This is a genomic window from Allobosea spartocytisi (assembly GCF_014764685.1).
Classification (GTDB): Bacteria; Pseudomonadota; Alphaproteobacteria; order Rhizobiales; family Beijerinckiaceae; genus Allobosea; species Allobosea spartocytisi.
This window is the reverse complement of sequence record NZ_JACXWY010000007.1, coordinates 56,948-72,266: the sequence shown is the minus strand read 5'-3', so window position 1 is coordinate 72,266 and position 15,319 is coordinate 56,948. Positions and strand designations below refer to the sequence as shown.

The 15,319-nt window shown below is 68.1% G+C and carries 13 protein-coding genes; 11 read left to right on the top strand and 2 right to left on the bottom strand.

What is annotated here, in order from left to right; all coding sequences use genetic code 11:
* Positions 1-13: 13 nt before the first annotated feature.
* Entirely contained in the window at positions 14-1,486 is a 1,473-nt protein-coding gene (locus IED13_RS13260; protein WP_260368425.1) for an EAL domain-containing protein, read from the top strand.
* 111 nt (positions 1,487-1,597) lie between these two features.
* Positions 1,598-2,461, top strand: coding sequence for a TIGR01459 family HAD-type hydrolase (locus IED13_RS13255; protein ID WP_112762948.1), 864 nt, complete (start codon positions 1,598-1,600; stop codon positions 2,459-2,461).
* Positions 2,462-2,542: 81 nt separating this feature from the next.
* Here IED13_RS13255 and IED13_RS13250 read toward each other — a convergent pair whose 3' ends face one another.
* Complete coding sequence (locus IED13_RS13250) at positions 2,543-2,929, bottom strand: response regulator (protein ID WP_038360830.1); 387 nt, start codon at positions 2,927-2,929, stop codon at positions 2,543-2,545.
* Between the two features lie 249 nt (positions 2,930-3,178).
* Here IED13_RS13250 and IED13_RS13245 point away from each other — a divergent pair, with 249 nt between their 5' ends.
* From IED13_RS13245 to IED13_RS13205, 9 genes are all read left to right on the top strand, one after another.
* Complete coding sequence (locus tag IED13_RS13245; RefSeq protein ID WP_051987672.1) at positions 3,179-3,634, top strand: MaoC family dehydratase; 456 nt, start codon at positions 3,179-3,181, stop codon at positions 3,632-3,634.
* A 148-nt stretch (positions 3,635-3,782) separates the two neighbouring features.
* Positions 3,783-4,766: a bifunctional riboflavin kinase/FAD synthetase gene (locus tag IED13_RS13240; RefSeq protein ID WP_191124438.1), complete on the top strand. Its 984-nt coding sequence runs from the start codon at positions 3,783-3,785 to the stop codon at positions 4,764-4,766.
* A 208-nt stretch (positions 4,767-4,974) separates the two neighbouring features.
* Complete coding sequence (ileS, locus tag IED13_RS13235) at positions 4,975-7,977, top strand: isoleucine--tRNA ligase (protein ID WP_191124437.1); 3,003 nt, start codon at positions 4,975-4,977, stop codon at positions 7,975-7,977.
* On the top strand, positions 7,977-8,459 hold the full coding sequence (gene lspA / locus IED13_RS13230) for a signal peptidase II (protein ID WP_038360833.1): 483 nt from the start codon (positions 7,977-7,979) through the stop codon (positions 8,457-8,459). The genes ileS and lspA overlap by 1 nt, the downstream gene beginning before the upstream one ends.
* 74 nt (positions 8,460-8,533) lie before the next feature.
* Complete coding sequence (locus IED13_RS13225) at positions 8,534-9,196, top strand: hypothetical protein (RefSeq protein ID WP_038360834.1); 663 nt, start codon at positions 8,534-8,536, stop codon at positions 9,194-9,196.
* Positions 9,197-9,314: 118 nt separating this feature from the next.
* Positions 9,315-10,604, top strand: coding sequence for a M16 family metallopeptidase (locus IED13_RS13220; protein WP_260368422.1), 1,290 nt, complete (start codon positions 9,315-9,317; stop codon positions 10,602-10,604).
* A 58-nt stretch (positions 10,605-10,662) separates the two neighbouring features.
* Complete coding sequence (locus IED13_RS13215) at positions 10,663-11,958, top strand: M16 family metallopeptidase (protein WP_038360835.1); 1,296 nt, start codon at positions 10,663-10,665, stop codon at positions 11,956-11,958.
* 50 nt (positions 11,959-12,008) lie between these two features.
* A complete protein-coding gene (gene mutL, locus IED13_RS13210; protein ID WP_191124436.1) occupies positions 12,009-13,814 on the top strand; it encodes a DNA mismatch repair endonuclease MutL in 1,806 nt (601 codons plus the stop codon).
* Between the two features lie 148 nt (positions 13,815-13,962).
* On the top strand, positions 13,963-14,442 hold the full coding sequence (locus tag IED13_RS13205) for a VOC family protein (RefSeq protein ID WP_038360837.1): 480 nt from the start codon (positions 13,963-13,965) through the stop codon (positions 14,440-14,442).
* 3 nt (positions 14,443-14,445) lie between these two features.
* On the opposite strand, the gene IED13_RS13200 is transcribed toward IED13_RS13205, so the two are convergent.
* On the bottom strand, positions 14,446-14,820 hold the full coding sequence (locus IED13_RS13200; protein ID WP_191124435.1) for a DUF2019 domain-containing protein: 375 nt from the start codon (positions 14,818-14,820) through the stop codon (positions 14,446-14,448).
* Between the last annotated feature and the right edge of the window lie 499 nt (positions 14,821-15,319).

Sequence of the window (15,319 nt, the reverse complement as noted above, 5' to 3'; positions counted from 1 at the left end):
TGCCTTGGCTCCTGTGCGCCTGAAAGCCCTGCATCCCCTCGCCGGTGCCGTGACCGGTGTTTCGGCTGGCGCCATCGTCGCCATCCTGATGCCGGGAGCATTGGGGCCGGCATTGGGCCTGATCGCAGCCGGTGCGGGGCTGGCGACGAGCCTCTGGGCCCTGGAACGACGCAATCTGGGCCAGCGCGAATTGCTTCTGGCCGGGCTCGGCGAGGTCAAGGTCCGGCTCGCGACCAACGCCATCCGGATCGATGCGCTGTCCCAGCGTGTCGAGCAGATGCCCATGCGCGACGTCGATGCCGCACCGGCCCGCGCTGCCATCAACGAGCTGACCGCCGAGGTCGGCCTGCTCGGCGATCTCATTCACCAGGTCGCGACGACGCTCGCCGACCATGACGACAAGCTCGCGAAGCTGCCGGCGGCGCCCGTGCAGGCACCGGCGCCGGCCAGGTCCACCGCGCCCGAGGTCCGCCTCGACCCCGAGGCCGCGCGGCGCGAGCACGCCGAAAAGCTGGCAGCGGAGCGTGCCGCGGCGGCCAGGGCCGCGCAGGAGGAGGCCGAGGCGGAGCGCGCGGGCATCATCAGCGCCGCCCTGCGCGAGGGGCGGATCGAGGTGCATCTGCAGCCGATCGTCTCGCTGCCGCAGCGCCGGACCCGTGGCTATGAGGCGGTGGTCGGCCTGCGCATCGACGAGAACACGCTGCTGCTGCCGCATGAATTCCTGGAGATCGTCGAGGAGCGCGGCTTCGGGCCGACGCTGGACGCGCTCGTCCTCACGCGAGCCCTGGCGATCGCCCGTCACCTCGCTTCGAGGGACGGCGACATCTTCGTGACCTGCAACTTCAGCTCCGCGACCTGGGGGGCTTCGCGGGCGCTTGCGGCGTTGACCCGCATCCTCGACAAATATCGCGAGCACAGCAGCCGCCTCGTCATCGAGATGCCGCAGGCGGTCTTCCGCGCGCTCGATCCGACGAGCCTTGGCCTGCTCGGAGCGATGTCGGCCAGCGGCGTGCGCTTCGCGCTCGATCAGGTCGCGGATCTGCGCTTCGATCCGCAGGCCCTGTTCGATCGCGGCGTGCGTTTCATCAAGGTCAGGGCGGCACTCCTCCAGGCTCATGCCGAAGGGCGCGTCGCGAGCGACATCGCGGCCGGCGATCTCGCCGCCATGCTCGCCCGTGCCTCGATCACGCTGGTCGCGGAAACCGTCGAGGACAATCCGATGGCGGCGGACATGATCGAGCTCGGCATCGCGATGGGGCAGGGCAATGCCTTTTCGCCGCCGCGCCCGGTGAAGCCGGAGGTCTTTGCCGAGCCTGCGCCCGAATCCGCAGCCGCTGCCCGGACCGAACCCGCGCCGCCGCCGCCGCCTCGGCCCTCCGCCGAGGTGCTGGGCTATCCGCAGCCTGCCGCCGCACCGGCCGAGGACGCGCCGCGGCGGCCTGAGCGGCTGCCCTTCCGCGCCGTGCTGCGCCGCGCCAGCGCCTGAGCCACCACGCACCGCGAAGAATGGCGGACGCAGGGTTCCACCTCGCGCGAATACCGTCTAGAGCGTGGCGCGCCGCTACCTCGCCTCATCCGTAGGAGAATGACTGTGCCGATGACGGGCTCCGAACCGGTTGCCGCCCTTTCGGGGTTTTCCGAGATCGCCGATCGTTTCGATCTCTGCTTCTGCGATGTCTGGGGCGTCGTCCATAACGGCGTCGCCGCCTTTCCGGACGCGATCGAGGCCCTGACGCGGATGCGCGAACGCGGCACCAGCGTCGTCCTCATCACCAATGCGCCGCGCCCGCGGGATGCGATCATCCGCCAGCTCGACGGCTTCGGCGTGCCGCGCGCCGCCTGGGATGCGATCGTCACCTCGGGCGATGTCTGCCGCGCGCTGATCGGCGCGCGCGCCGGCCAGCCGATGTTCCGGCTCGGGCCCGACCGCGACCTGCCGCTGATCGCGGGGCTCGATGCGCCGGAGACCGGGCCCGACCAGGCTTCCTATGTGCTCTGCACCGGCCTCTTCGACGACGAGGCCGACACGCCTGCGACCTATGCCGACCTGCTCGCGGGTTTCGCGGCGCGCGATCTTCCCATGATCTGCGCCAATCCCGATCTGGTCGTCGAGCGCGGCGGCCATATCGTCCCCTGCGCGGGCGCGGTCGCGCTCGCCTATGAGGAGATCGGCGGCACGGTGACCTATGCCGGCAAGCCGCATAGGCCGATCTACGAGGTCGCGCTCGGGCTCGCCGAGGAGAAGCGCGGCGGGGCCGTCGCCCGCGACCGGATCTGCGCCATCGGCGATGCGATCCGCACCGATATCGCGGGAGCGGCCGCGTTTGGCGCCGCCGGCATCATGGTGCTGGCCGGCATCCATGCGCAGGATCTGATGCAGGTTTCGTGGGAGGAGCGTCACGGCTGGTTCGGCCGGCAGACGCACCGGCCCGACTACGCCATTCCGCACCTGGTATGGTGAAACGGGCCGTCATTCCCAGGCGAAGCGAAGCTTCGGGCGGTCGGCCCCTGCATCGTGCCTGGGCCGCGAGAGACCGGGGGGTCAGGCCGCCGAGCAGACGGACTCGATCTTCGTCTTCAGCGTCTGGGCGTTGAACGGCTTGACGATGTAGTTGCTGACGCCGGCCTTCTTGGCGGCGATGACGTTTTCGGTCTTCGATTCGGCGGTGACGATGATGAAGGGCGTCTCCGCCAGCTTCGCCTCCTCGCGCACGCGCTGCAGCAGCTCGAAGCCGCCCATCGGCTCCATGTTCCAGTCCGAGATGACGAGCCCGTATTGCTTGTCCCGCATCTTCGCGATGGCGGCCGAGCCGTCCGAGGCGTCGTCGACATTCTCGAAGCCGAGCTGCTTCAGCAGGTTGCGGATGATACGGATCATGGTCTGATAATCGTCGACGACCAGGATCGGCATGGACGGGTCGAGCGCCATTGCAATGCTCCGGCACAGTGGTTTCGTGCCGGGACATACCGGCGACGCGCTGCCTTGGGAAGACAGCCTCTGTTTCAGCGGTGATAGCCGGGGCGCGTTGCGAAGCGGTTAATCCGATCTCAGACAACCCGGCATTTTTGAGGCGGCGGAGCCGGCACCAAAGTCCAATTGCCGCAATGCTGCGAGTGCGAGATGGTTAGCACTCGCACAGGGAAAGGGGCGGCGATTGCGCCGCGTCGCACAAAGCTCATGACAGTACAGCCGGTGCCGGGCGGGCTCTACACCGTCCATGCCTTCGAGGATTTGGCGGTCGGCCAGAGCGAAAGCCTGATGCGGACCGTGATGGAGCGCGACATCGCGCTGTTCGCGGAGCTTTCCGGCGACGCCAACCCGATCCATCTCTGCGAGCAATTCGCCGCCAGCACCAAATTCGGCCAGCGCATCGCCCATGGCATGCTGACCGCGAGCCTGATCTCGGCCTTGCTCGGAACCCGGCTGCCGGGGCCGGGCGCGGTCTATCTGTCCCAGACCCTGACCTTCCTGTCTCCGGTGCGGATCGGCGATGTGGTGACCGCCCGCGTCGAGGTGGTCGAGCTTGTCTCCGAGCGCCGCCGGGCCCGGCTGTTCTGCGAGTGCCTCGTCGACGGCAAGCCCGTCATGGAAGGCGAGGCCTGGGTGGCCATGCCGCCGACGCCGAGGCGCTGACGGGAGCGGCGGCCGGCAGCTGCGGCGACGACCTGCGGGGCGACTTGCCGGCATGGCGACATCTCGTTCGCGCGCTTGACGCCCACCGGGCTTGGCCGCAAAGACGGTGACGACGCGGCTACGGCCGGGTGCTGGATTTTTGCGATCGATGACAACTGAAACCGAGGCGGCGCCGCGCGACGAGCCGGCGGCTCTGGTCCTCGACCTCGACAAGCAGCTCCCCGGCAGCCTGCGTGGCGCCGTGCTCGCGCTGGGCAATTTCGACGGCGTGCATCGCGGCCATGCCGAACTCGGGCGCACCGCCGCCGCGATGGCACACGGCCTTGGCACGCGGCCGGCGGCCTTCACCTTCGAGCCTCATCCGCGCAGCGTCTTCCGGCCGGACCAGCCGGTCTTCCGCCTGACGCCGCCGCAGCTCAAGGTCGAGTTGCTCGCCGCGATCGGCCTTCCCCGGACCTTCGTCCTGCCCTTCGATCTCGAGACGGCGGCGATCCCGGCCGAGCGCTTCGTCGATGAGCTGCTCGTCGGCAGGCTCGGCGCTGCCGGCCTCGTCTGCGGCTATGATTTCCATTTCGGCAAGGGCCGCACCGGCTCGCCCGAGATGCTGCAGGCCCATGGACTCGCCGCCGGCATCCCCGTCACGGTCGTCCCGCCCTATTCCTGGCACGGCGAGCCCGTCTCCTCGACCCTGATCCGCGTGGCGCTCGAGGAGGGCGATGTCGCCCGTGCCGCCGAATTCCTCGGCCATCCCTGGTTCGTGCGCGGCCTCGTCTCCCATGGCGACAAGCGCGGCCGCGACCTCGGCTACCCCACCGCCAACATGCATCTGGCCCGCGATTGCAAGCTCCGCCACGGCATCTACGCGGTGCGGATGAGGATCGACGGCATCTGGCATGACGGCGTCGCGAGCTTCGGCCGCCGCCCGACCTTCGACGACGGTGCGCCGCGGCTGGAGACCTTCGTCTTCGATTTCTCGGGCGATCTCTACGGCCGCCAGGTCGATGTCGCCTTCGTCGACTGGCTGCGCGGCGAAGCGAAATTCGACTCACTCGAGGCCCTGATCGCGCAGATGGACGCCGACAGCGCCCGCGCACGCGACATCTTGGCGAAAACGCCGCCCTTCCTTCCGTAAGCCCCGCCTGCTAGAAGCCCCCCATGCTCGCTGAACGCGCCCTGTCGATCGATTTGTCCCGGCGAATTACGGGCCCGGCTGCCGCCTCGCGCTGAACCAAGGCGCGGGCGCTTGCGCAGTCCGGGTTGAAGACCGCTTTTCCCGTTTCAAACGAGGATGCGCCGGAGCCCGATGAAGGGCCCGCCGTCCCGATGGCCCGAGCCGGAACATGACCGAACAGACGAAGACCGCCCAGCCTGCCGCAAGCGTCGATTATTCGCAGACGCTGTTCCTGCCCCAGACCGAGTTCCCGATGCGTGCGGGCCTGCCGCAGCGCGAGCCGGAGCTGCTCTCCCGCTGGGCGAGGATCGATCTCTATCGCAAGCTGCGCGAAGCCGGGCAGGGGCGCGACAGATTCGTGCTCCACGACGGGCCGCCCTATGCCAACGGCAACATCCATATCGGGCACGTGCTCAACAAGGTCCTGAAGGACCTCGTCACCCGCTCGCAGCAGATGCTCGGCCACGATTCCAACTACGTGCCGGGCTGGGACTGCCACGGCCTGCCGATCGAGTGGAAGATCGAGGAGCAGTACCGCGCCAAGGGCCTGAACAAGGACGACGTTGATGTCGTCGAGTTCCGCAAGGAATGCCGTGCCTTCGCCGAGAAATGGGTCGATATCCAGCGCGAGGAATTCAAGCGCCTCGGCGTCGAGGGCGACTGGGCCAACCCCTATCTGACGATGGCCTATCCGGCCGAGGCGCAGATCGCCCGCGAGATCATGAAATTCGCCGAGACCGGCCAGCTCTATCGCGGCTCCAAGCCGGTGATGTGGTCGGTGGTCGAGAAGACCGCGCTCGCCGAGGCCGAGGTCGAGTATGAGGAGCATACGAGCGATACGGTCTATGCGGCCTTTCCGGTGCTGAACGCGCCGGCGCCGCTTGCCGGCGCCGCGATTGTCATCTGGACGACCACGCCCTGGACGATCCCCGGCAACCGCGCGATCGCCTATCACCACAAGGTCGCCTATGGTCTCTACAAGGTCACGGCGGCTGCCGAGAACAATTGGGCGAAGGTCGGCGCGACCTACATCCTCGCCAAGAACCTGGCCGAGAGCGTCTTCAAGGCGGCCAAGGTCGAGGCGTTCGAGCTGGTCGCGGATGTCCCGGCCGAGCAGCTTGCCGGTCTGACCGCCGCCCATCCCCTGCGCGGTCACGGCTATGATTTCGATGTCCCGCTCCTGGATGGCGACCACGTCACCGACGACGCCGGCACGGGCTTCGTCCACACCGCGCCGGGCCATGGCCGCGAGGACTTCGACGTCTGGACCGCGAATGGCCGCCAGCTTCACGAGCGCGGCATCGAGACCCGCATCCCCTACACCGTCGACGCCGATGGCCGTTTCACCAAGGAGGCTCCGGGCTTCGAGGGCGCGCAGGTCATCACCGACAAGGGCGAGAAGGGCAACGCCAACGACGTCGTCATCAAGGCGCTGGTCGAGGCCGGCAACATCATCGCGCGCGGCCGCCTGAAGCATCAGTATCCGCATAGCTGGCGCTCGAAGAAGCCGGTCATCTTCCGCAACACGCCGCAATGGTTCATCGCCATGGACAAGCCGATCGGCGAGGCCGGCGCGCCGGACGCGGCCGATCCGAAGCCGGTTGCCGGCGGCAATGCCGACACGCTGCGCAACCGCGCGCTGAAGGCGATCAAGCAGACCGAATGGGTGCCCGCCGCCGGCGAGAACCGCATCAACGGCATGATCGCCAACCGGCCTGACTGGGTGGTTTCGCGCCAGCGCGCCTGGGGCGTGCCGATCACCGTCTTCGTCGAGAAGGAGAGCAAGGACATCCTTGTCGATCCGGCCGTCAACGCCGCCATCGCCGAGGCCTTCGAGGCCGAGGGCGCCGACGCCTGGTTCACCGACACGGACGGCGCCCGCTTCCTCAAGCCCTTCGGCTATGACCCGGCGAAATACGAGCGCGTCACCGACGTGCTCGACGTCTGGTTCGATTCCGGCTCGACCCATGCCTTCACCCTGGAGAAGCGCGCCGACCTCAAGACCCATCGCATCGTCGATGGCGGCAAGGACCGGGTGATGTATCTCGAAGGCTCCGACCAGCATCGCGGCTGGTTCCATTCGAGCCTGCTGGAAAGCTGCGGCACGCGCGGCCGCGCGCCCTTCGACATCGTCCTCACCCATGGCTTCTGCCTGGACGAGAAGGGCGAGAAGATGTCGAAGTCGAAGGGCAACGTCACCGCGCCGCAGGACATCATCAAGGACTCCGGCGCCGACATCCTGCGCCTGTGGGTCGCGGCGGCCGATTATTCCGACGATCTGCGCATCGGCAAGGAGATCCTCAAGACCTTCGTCGAGACCTATCGCAAGCTGCGCAACACCATGCGCTGGATGCTCGGCACGCTCGCCCATTTCAGCGAGGAGATCCGCGTCGTCGAGCCGCAGACCATGCCGGAGCTGGAGCGGCTGATGCTGCACAGGCTCGCCGAGCTCGGCCCGCAGGTCGAGGAAGCCTATCGCACCTACGACTACAAGAAGGTCGTGTTCCTGCTCTCGCAGTTCATGAACACCGAGCTCTCGGCCTTCTATTTCGACGTGCGCAAGGACGCGCTCTACTGCGATCCCCGGTCGAGCCATGTCCGCCGCAGCGCGCTGACCGTGGTCGACCATCTTTTCCGCTGCCTGACGACCTGGCTCGCGCCGATCCTGGTCTTCACCGCCGAGGAAGCCTGGCTTGAGCGCTATCCCGACACCAAGGCGCAGGACGGCTCGGTGCATCTGGAGCTCTTCGCCGAGGCGCCGGCGGGCTGGCTCGATCCTGAGCTCGCCGAGCGCTGGTCCAAGATCCGCCGCGTCCGCCGCGTCGTCACCGGCGCGCTGGAGCTGGAGCGCGCCGCCAAGCGCATCGGCTCCTCGCTCGAGGCCGCGCCTCAGGTCTTCGTTGCGGATGCCGATCTCTATGCGGCGCTCTCCGGCGTCGACCTCGCCGAAGTCAGCATCACCTCGGACATCCGCATCGAGAGCGGGGAGGGGCCGGCGGAGGCCTTCCGTCTCGCCGAGGTGCCGGGCGTCGCGGTCGTGCCGCATCGCGCCGAGGGCATCAAATGCGCCCGCTCCTGGAAGTATTTCGATCCCGCGACGGCCGATCCGGCCTATCCTGAGGTGACGCCGCGCGACGCCAAGGCGCTCAAGGAACTCGGGGTGCGCGCCTGATGACGTCCGCCCGCCGCCTCGGCCTGCTCACGGTCCTGATCATCTTCATTTCGGATCAGCTCCTGAAATGCTGGCTGCTCTACGGCGTCGGGCTGGCGGAGAACGGCCCGTTCGACCTCGCCCCGTTCCTGACGATCGTGCTCGCCTGGAACCGCGGCATCTCCTACGGGCTCTTCCAGCAGGGCACGGATCTCGGACGCTGGCTCCTGGTGGCGATCTCCTTCGTCGCCGCGATCTGGCTCTGGCGCTGGATGTGGCGGACTGAAAGCCGCTTCACCGTCTTCAGCCTGGCGCTGATCATCGGCGGCGCGCTCGGCAACGGGCTCGACCGGGCCTGGTACGGGGCGGTCGTCGATTTCGTCCATCTCCACTGGGGCAATTTCAGCTGGTATATCTTCAACATCGCCGATGTCGCGATCGTTGTCGGCGTGCTGGGTCTCCTGTATGAGTCCTTCCGGCCGGCTGGGGAAAAGACGGCTTGACGACGATTTCGCCATCCTTTCGCCGTTCGTCTGTGGTTGAGGCGAAGGTGAGATTGTCCAAAGGGAGATATGACATGGCGCAACGCATCCGCGTGACGCATCTGCTGCTCGCCGGCGGGCTTGTGCTTGCGGCCCAGCCTGCCCTCGCTCAGGAAGGCATGCTGTTCAAGAACCTGCTGGAAGGTGTCGTCGGCGGCAAGGGGCCGGGCGACGACATCGACTATCGCGAGCGCGCCCCGCTCGTGGTGCCGCCGAACTCCGCCTTGCCGCGGCCGCAGGACGCCGGGAGCGCCCGCAACGCTGCCTGGCCGACCGATCCCGATGTCGAGCGCCGCAGGAACGCGAAGAACGTCACCCCCTATGTGCTGACCGAGAAGGCGCGCAACAACCCGATGCTGTCGCAGGAAGAACTGCGCAAGGGCCGCACCTCGGCGCGCGGGCCGCAGCAGCCGGAGATCCGTGAGGGGGACAACAGCAACTACGACAACCAGATCAAGCCGATCCGGGTCGGCAAGGAGGTTGCCGCGCGGCGCGACCAGGCGGCCGAGGACAACCTCACCTATGGCAGCGAGCCGCAGCGCACCACGCTCATCGAGCCGCCGATGGGGTATCGCCGGCCTGCCGATACCGCCGTGCTCGGCCCCGGCCGCGGTGGCCCGGTCGAGGACAAGCAGGCCGTCGGCCAGCGCGAATTCGTGACCGGCCAGGGCCCGGTGATGCAAATCCAGCCCGAATAGGCTGAGTTGCGGGATCGGCAGGGGACCCCTTGCCGAAACCGCATCGCCTGACCAAGTTCCTTTCAGGGCGGGCGCATCGTGCCCGCCCTTTTCTGTCCGAGTGGGGAGACGGCATCCGGTGAATATTCATGCGCGCCAGCCCGGGCTGGCCGAGCCCGTCGAATCCTTCCGGCTCGGCAACGGTCTCGATGTCGTGGTCGTGACGGATCGGCGCGCGCCGGTGATCACGCATATGGTCTGGTACCGCAACGGCTCGGCCGATGATCCGGCGGGCAAGTCCGGCATCGCGCATTTCCTCGAGCATCTGATGTTCAAGGGCACTGAGCGCTGGCCGGCGGGCGAGTTCTCCAAGATCGTCGCCGGCTTCGGCGGCCAGGAGAACGCCTTCACCTCCTACGACTACACCGCCTATTTCCAGCGCGTGCCGAAGGAGCATCTGCGCGCGATGATGGATTACGAGGCCGACCGCATGACCGGCCTCTCCTTCGACGAAAGCGTGGTGGCGCCCGAGCGCGACGTGGTGCTGGAGGAGCGGCGCATGCGCGTCGATTCCGACCCGGCCGCCCAGCTCGGCGAGGAATTCTCGGCCTCGCTCTTCTTCCATCATCCCTATGGCACGCCGATCATCGGCTGGGAGCACGAGATCGAGCGGCTGAACCGCGACGACGCCTTCGCCTATTACCAGCGCTTCTATACGCCCGAGAACGCGATCCTCGTCGTCGCCGGCGATACCGACTCCGCCGAGGTGCGCCGCCTCGCGGAGGAGACCTATGGCAGGATCGCCGCGCGCGGCGCTGCCCCCGTGCGTGAGCGCCCGATCGAGCCCGATCCGCGCGCCTCGCGCCGCGTCCAGCTCAACGATCCGCGCGTGCAGCAGCCCTCCCTGCGCCGCGGCTGGCTGACGCCGACCTATACCAGCGGCAATGCCGAGGAGGTCTTCGCGCTCGAGCTCGTCGCCGAGATCCTGGGCGGGGGCACCACCTCGCGGCTCTATCGCAGGCTCTGCGTCGAGGAGGAGCTGGCGGCCGGCGCCAGCGCCTATTTCATGGGCTCGATGGTCGACCGCGCCGCCTTCCAGCTCTCGGTGAGCCCGCGCCCGGGCGTCGCGATGGCGGTGCTGGAGGCCGGGCTCGACACCGCGCTTGCGGCCTTCCTCGCCGACGGCCCGAGCGAGCTGGAGCTTGCCCGCGCCCGCACGCGCCTCGTCGCCGAGACGGTCTTCGCCCGCGATAACCAGGCTTCGCTCGCCCGGATCTTCGGCTCGGCGCTGGCGGTCGGCGAGACCGTCGCCGATGTGCTCGCCTGGCCGCAGCGCATCGAGGCGGTGCCGCGCGAGGCGGTGGTCGAGGCGGCGCGCCGCTATCTCAGGCCCGACCGCAGCGTCACCGGCCTGCTGCTACCGGCCTGACGTCGCTCCTCCGATGCCGAGAAGGGTGGGGCTTTGAGCCCTGCCGACAGGAAACGCCATGAACGCGCCCATTCCGACTCCGAAGCTCAACACCGCCGGCCCCGCCATCGACGTCAAGACCGTGCGCTCGCCCGGCGGCGTCGAAGCCTGGCTGGTCGAGGAGCACAGCCTCCCGCTCATCGCCATCGATTTCGCCTTCGACGGCGGCTCGTCGCGCGATCCGGCCGATGCCGCTGGCGGCGCCTATCTGGTCTCCGGCCTGCTCGACGAGGGCGCCGGCGATCTCGATGCCGAGGCCTTCCAGGGCCGTATGGCCGATCATGCGATCAATCTCGGCTTCGACGCCCGCCGCGACGATTTCCACGGCTATCTCCAGACGCTCTCCAGCCATCGCGAGACCGCCTTCGAGCTGCTCGGCCTCGCGCTCAACAAGCCACGCTTCGATCCCGACGCGGTCGCTCGCGTCAAGGCGCAGGTCATCGCCGGCCTGCAGCGCCAGGCGCAGAATCCGGAATCGCTCTGCCGCAACGCGCTCTATGCGGCGGCCTTCCCCGGCCATGCCTATGGCCGCCCGGAGAAGGGCGACATCGACAGCGTCTCGCGGCTGGAGGCCCCGGCGCTGCATGCCCTGACCCCGACGCTGCTCGACCGGAGCGGGCTCAGGATCGTCGTCGTCGGCGATATCGGCGCCGATGAGCTTGCCGGGCGGCTCGACGCGCTGTTCGGTGCGCTGCCGAAGGGCGAGCCGCGCCCGGAGATCGCGCAGCCGCTGCCGATCCAGGGCCTTGGCCAGACCCATGTCATCGACCTCGACGTGCCGCAGACCGTGCTGCGCTTCGTCGGACCCGGCCTGATGTGGCACGATCCCGACTTCGTCCCCGCGAGCGTGCTCAACCACATCCTCGGCGGCTCGGCCTTCACCTCGCGCCTGTTCATGGAGGTGCGCGAGAAGCGTGGCCTCGCCTATGGCGTCTCCTCGAGCCTTCTGCCGCTGCGCGAGAGCGCCATGCTGGTCGGCGGCACCGCGACCCGCAACGACCGTGCGGCCGAGTCGATGACCGTGATCCGCGAGGAGATGCTGAAGCTCGCGACCGAAGGACCGACGGAGCACGAGGTCGAGGAGGCCAAGCGCTACATCATCGGCTCCTATCCGCTGCGCTTCGACACCTCGCCCAAGATCGCCGGCGAGTTGCTGAATCTGGCCCTGCGCGGCGACACGCCGGAATTCCTCGCGACCCGCAACGAGCGCTTCGCCGCCGTCACCCTCGCCGATGTGAAGCGGGTGGCGCAGCGCCTGTTCGGCCATCCGGATCTGCTGGTCCAGGCGGTCGGGCGGCCGGTCGGGCTCGCCTGAGCGGTCCGTTCGGCGCTAGACTGCGGCAGAGCTGGAATCGCCTGCAAATCATGACCGTTCGCCGCCTCGAGCCTGTTCTCGTCGACCGCATCGCCGCCGGCGAGGTGATCGAGCGCCCGGCTGCGGCCGTGAAGGAGCTGGTCGAAAACGCCATCGACGCCGGCGCGCGCTCGGTCGCCGTCACCATCGCTGGCGGCGGGCGCGAATTGATCCGCGTCGTCGATGACGGCGCCGGCATGACGCCCGACGACCTCGCGCTGGCCGTCGAGCGCCACGCCACCTCGAAACTGCCGGATGGCGACCTCTTCGCGATTCGCTCGCTTGGCTTCCGGGGCGAGGCCTTGCCCTCGATCGGCTCGGTCGCGCGGCTCTCCATCGCGACCCGCCGCCACGATGCCCCGCAAGGCTCGGGCCTCGTCGTCGAGGCCGGCGAGAAAGGCGTGGTTCGCCCCGTCGCGGCCGCGCCCGGCACGCGCATCGAGGTCAGCGACCTCTTCATCTTCACACCCGCACGGCTCAAATTCCTGAAGAGCGACCGGGCCGAGGCGCAGGCCGTCTCCGAGATGCTGCGGCGCCTCGCCATCGCCCATCCCGAGATCCGCTTCTCGCTCGAAGGCGAGCATGCCGGGAATTTCGACTGGCCGGCGGAAGCCATCGGCGAGGAGGGTTTGCTGCGCCGCCTCGGCCGCGCGCTCGGCCGCGACTTTCCGGAAAACGCCTTGCGCATCGAAGCCGAGCGCGAAGGCTTCGGCATCAGCGGCTTCGCCGGCTTGCCGACCTTCCACCGCGGCACCTCGGCCGGCGTGCATCTCTCCGTCAACGGCCGGCCGGTGCGCGACAAGCTCCTGCTCTCGGCGGTGCGCGGCGCCTATGCCGACGTCGTCCCCGCCGACCGTCACCCGGTGCTCTTCCTCGATATCGGCTGCGATCCGCGCTCGGTCGACGTCAACGTCCACCCGGCCAAGACCGAGGTGCGCTTCCGCGATCCCGCTCTGGTGCGCGGCCTCGTCGTTTCCGGGCTGAAGGCCGCGCTCGCCGCCGCCGGCCACCGCGCCACCACGACCGGCGGCGCCCGCACGCTCGATGCTTTCCGCGCGGTGCTCTCGATGGGTGGCAGCGGTAACGCCATCCCGCGCCCGGCCTTCCCGGAGACATCCGGCTGGAGCGCGCCGCAGCCGACATCGTTTTCAGCCCCGCAAGCCGGCTTCGCCGATTTCGCCGCGGCCTCGGCCGATGCCCGCGCCCATCTGGCCGAGCCCTCGGCGGATGCGCTCGAACGGCCGCTCGGAGCGGCGCGGGCCCAGCTTCACGAGACCTATATCGTCGCCCAGACGCGCGAGGGCGTCGTCATCGTCGACCAGCACGCGGCCCATGAGCGGCTGGTCTATGAGCGGCTCAAGGCCGAGCGCGCCCGCTCCGGCATCGCCCGCCAGCCCCTGCTGCTGCCGGAGGTGGTCGAGCTCGACCCGGTCGATGCCGACCGCCTCAACACGGCGGCTGGCGAGCTCGAAGGCCTCGGCCTCGTCATCGAGCCCTTCGGCCCCGGCGCGGTGCTGGTCCGCGAGGCTCCCAGCCAGCTCGCCGGCGGCAACCTCCAGCGCCTCGTCCGCGATGTCGCCGATGCGCTGGCCGAGCACGGCACGGCCGGTTCGCTTGAAAGACGGCTCGACCATGTGCTGGCGACGATGGCCTGCCACAACTCCGTCCGCGCCGGCCGGCGCATGCGCCCCGAGGAAATGGACGCGCTGCTGCGCGAGATGGAAATCACGCCCAATTCCGGCCAGTGCAATCACGGACGGCCGACCTATGTCGAGCTCAAGCTGGCGGATATCGAGCGGCTGTTCGGACGGCGGTAGCGCCGTCTTAAATATGGTGATATCAACCTTTTGTGCTTCTCGATGGAACGCTGCGGGCGATTGCGCATTCCATGAGCATGCTGAGGGAGGCCGAACGCCACCCCGGCCGCGGACGGCCGGAACCGAATCGAACGCGAAGGGACGAACCATGGCCATCGCCAAGAACACGATCTGCGTCTGGTACGAGAAGGATGCCGAAGCCGCGGCGCGCTTCTACGCCGAGACCTTTCCCGACAGCGCCGTGCAGGCCGTGCATCGCGCGCCGACGGATTTCCCCTCCGGCAAGGCGGGCGACGTGCTGGTCGTCCATTTCACCGTCGCCGGCATCCCCTGTATCGGGCTCAATGGCGGGCCGGCCTTCAAGCAGAGCGAGGCCTTCTCCTTCCAGATCGCGACGGACGACCAGGCCGAAACCGACCGCTACTGGAACGCCATCGTCGGCAATGGCGGCCAGGAAAGCGCCTGCGGCTGGTGCAAGGACAAATGGGGCGTCAACTGGCAGATCACGCCGCGCGTGCTGACCGAGGCCATGGCGGCCGGCGGCGAGGAAGCCAAGCGCGCCTTCACCGCGATGATGGACATGCGCAAGATCGACGTGGCGGCGATCGAGGCGGCAAGGCGGGGGTGAGGGTCAGGTCGGGCGGTAGAAGCCGCGGTCGAGATTCCAAAGTGTCATGCCGGCGTCGCCGGCCTGCGGAAACCATTGCTCGTCGATGATGGCTTCAAGCTCACGTCGCGCGGCTAGGTAATCCACGGCGAGATTGGCACGTGCGGCAGCCAAGCGAACCTGCATGTTGGGGTGGCCGAACAGCTTCATGAGGATGCGCCTTTGGTCACCCGGGCGAGACTTGAGCTCGTTTTCCATGGCAAAAGTACTTGTGATCAGGCGGTTGGCTCGCGCGTTCTCGTTGCCTTCGATGGCGTCATATTGCTCGATGCAGAGCTGCTCGAAGAGTTGAAGGATTTCTGCATTCGACAGCGACTTGAGATCGTGCTTTCGGCTCATTTCAGCACCTTGAACTGCCGTAGCGCTTGGTGACCCACCCGGACATGCTCGGACCAGTCTCGACCAAGAAGGTAGTCACGCGGCGCTTGCATCCCGAATTCCAGATTGGGGCGACTGTACCATCCTGTGATCTCATGATGCTTGTATCGCGGAATACTGACAACGTTGTCGACGCCGTCGATGCCGGAGCGCGGAAAACCTTCGCGTCCGCCCGCGCCTTGCTCGACGATATGATGGTCGTCATAGCCTGGTCGCTTCTTACCGGCCTGTTCCTTGAGCTCTTCAAGCGATTTCGGCTGGTCCTGGTAGGAGCGGATCGAGGGCCACTCCGTATAGAGCCAGTGCCCTGCTTCGATCGCCGTGACGACGGCGCCGATCGGGCCGGCGCGTCTCAGCGCCTGGCGCGCGATTGCCTTGGCCAGCGCCTTGGCGGCCTTGATCTTCGATGACCGATCTTTCGATGGGTCCTTGGGCGGATCCAGCGACGGGCCGCCATTGT